Source organism: Actinoplanes sp. NPDC051633 (assembly GCF_040681735.1).
Lineage (GTDB): Bacteria > Actinomycetota > Actinomycetes > Mycobacteriales > Micromonosporaceae > Actinoplanes.
The window spans coordinates 1-2,401 of record NZ_JBFAZH010001166.1 but is presented as its reverse complement, the minus strand read 5'-3'; the positions used below and the strand labels follow the sequence as shown (position 1 = coordinate 2,401).

The 2,401-nt window shown below is 70.5% G+C and carries 2 protein-coding genes; both read right to left on the bottom strand.

Annotation, left to right across the window (positions count from 1 at the left end; translation table 11 throughout):
• Positions 1 to 44: 44 nt before the first annotated feature.
• A complete protein-coding gene (locus tag AB0M20_RS38485) occupies positions 45 to 929 on the bottom strand; it encodes an RIO1 family regulatory kinase/ATPase (RefSeq protein WP_364305856.1) in 885 nt (294 codons plus the stop codon).
• A gap of 172 nt (positions 930 to 1,101) precedes the next feature.
• On the bottom strand, positions 1,102 to 2,274 hold the full coding sequence (locus AB0M20_RS38480; RefSeq protein ID WP_364305854.1) for an MFS transporter: 1,173 nt from the start codon (positions 2,272 to 2,274) through the stop codon (positions 1,102 to 1,104).
• Between the last annotated feature and the right edge of the window lie 127 nt (positions 2,275 to 2,401).

The following is a 2,401-nucleotide window of genomic DNA, read 5'->3' as shown; positions in this document are numbered from 1 at the left end:
CCTCGGACTGGGTGGCCGCGGCGCGGGACGCCTGGCCGACCGTGTCACAGCAGACCCGCTTCGTAGTGCAGGCGCTCGATCAGCTCGGTCACGTCGATCGACAGCCCGCGTGAGGTGAACCAGGCCGCCACGTTGCGGACGTCGCGGGCGATGAAGTCGCCGCCCGCCGGGTTGGCGATCACGTCCACGATCTGCGGCAGGTCGATCAGCACCAGCCGGCCGTCGTGGACCATCGTGTTGTACGGCGAGAGGTCACCGTGCGCGATCTGCGCCCGGGCCATCACCGACAGCGCGTCCACCATCTGCTGCCACAGGTCCTCGAGGACCTCGCGGTCGGCGCGCACCTGTGCGAGGCGCGGCGCGGCCTCGCCGGTCTCCCAGTCGCCGATGAACTCCATCATCAGCTCGGTGCCGATGAGCTGCACCGGGTACGGCACCCGGACCAGCCCGCTCTCCAGGCCGACCTCCCACAGGTGGGACAGCGCGCCGAACTCGGCGATCGCCCACTGCGCGGAGATCATCTCCTTGCCGAACGCGGTGCGGCTGTTCATCGCCCGCATCTCGCGGGACCGGCGGACCCGGCGCCCCTCGAGGTAGCCGGCGTCGCGGTGGAACATCCGGTGCTTGCCGTCGCGGTACCGCTTCACGGCCAGCATGCTGGTCCGGTCGGTGTCCGGGATCGCCCGGCGGACCAGGTAGACGTCGGCTTCCTTGCCGGTCTTGAGCATCCCGAGCTCGGTGTCCACGGCGCCGTACTCGGTGCGTACCCAATCGGGTCTGGGTTTGGGGCCGTGCAGCGCGCCATCCCAGGTGGACCAGCGGTCACCCTCGTCGGGAAGGTCGGGATCTTCTTTGAGGCGCGGCTCACCCGCGCCCATCTTCACGAAGTCGTAGTCGTCGTCGTCGAACTTGCGCCGTCCACGGCGCATGGTGTGCTCGCGCACTTCGGGGTCTCCTCGGAGCAGAAAGAAAGGGTGATCAGGGCACGGCGAAAGACCATGACGGCCATGTCACGCACCTCCTTCTCCTCGAGACCCGGCGAACGGCGAGCCGGACGGACACGAGCCAGATTGCCGGGCCCGGAACGGCAGCGCAACCGAATTAAATCCGGCGCAGCCGGCGGACCGGGCCGACCAGCAACAGCGTGACGCAGCCGAGCACGCCGACCACCACCGAGGCGCCGAGCACGCGCTCCGCACCGACGGCACCGGCCACCGGCCCCGCCAGCGACTGCCCGATCGGCAGGCTCGCGTCCGAGCCCAGCACCTCGTAGGACGTGATCCGGTTGAGCATGGTCGGCGGCACCTGGGTCTGCACGCTGGTCTGCCATTGGATCGACCAGAACGCCCAGCCGAACCCGCTGAGAGCGGCGCCGGTGAGCAGCAGCGGCAGACCGGCGTGCAGCGCGATCGCCAGCGGCTGCAGCACGAAGAGGAACATCGCCACGCCACCGGCCGCCAGCGGCCGCTGCGGACGGAACCGGAGGGCGGCCAGGCCGCCGAGGATGGTGCCGGCGCCCATGGCCGACTGCATCCACCCGTACGCGGGGGCGCCCAGCTCCGCGCTCACCACGGTCGAGCCGAGCGGGATGAGCGGGCCGAACAGGAAGATCCCGAAGACGATCCAGATCAGGATCACGCTCCAGATCCAGGTGCGCTCCCGGAAGCCCTGCCAGCCCTCGACCAGGTCCCGCAGCGGCGACGAGCCGCGCTGGACCACCTGCTCGACCCGCAGACCGGCGAGGCAGAGGGCGCTGACGGCGAACGTCGCGGCGTCCACGGTGTAGACCACGCCGGCGCCGAAGAACCCGAACAGCAGCCCGGCGGCGGCCGGACCGAGCAGCTCGGCGATGGCGTTCGCGACCCGGATCGTGGCGTTGGCCCGCTGCGGCTCGTCGGTGACCAGCGGGACGAGGCCGTTGACACCGGGCTGGAACATCGCCGACGCCGCGCCGCTCACCGCCGAACAGGCGATCAGCAGGGCCAGGGCCGGGGTGCCGGTGAAGAACGCGACGGCGGCGACGCCCTGGGCGAGCAGCCGCACGGTGTCGGCGGCGATCATCAGCGGGCGTGCGCCGATCCGGTCGGCGAACACGCCGCCGAAGAGGATGAAGCCGAGGAACGGGATCATCCACGCGGCGAGCACGACGCCGACGCCGGTCGCGCCGTAGAGCTCCCCGACGGCGAGGGCCGCGGCCACCGCGTACATCGCGTCGCCGAAGACCGAAACCGCTCGGGCGATGAAGTAGCGGGTGAAGTTGGCGGTCCAGAACACGAGTCGATCTTCACCGAAACGACGGCCCCCCCCCGCGCGCGGCACGGCGGGCCCGCGCCGGCGAGGGCACCAATAAAGCGCCCGCAAACAAGCGCCAAAAACACACAAAAAAAACAGCCACGAAAAA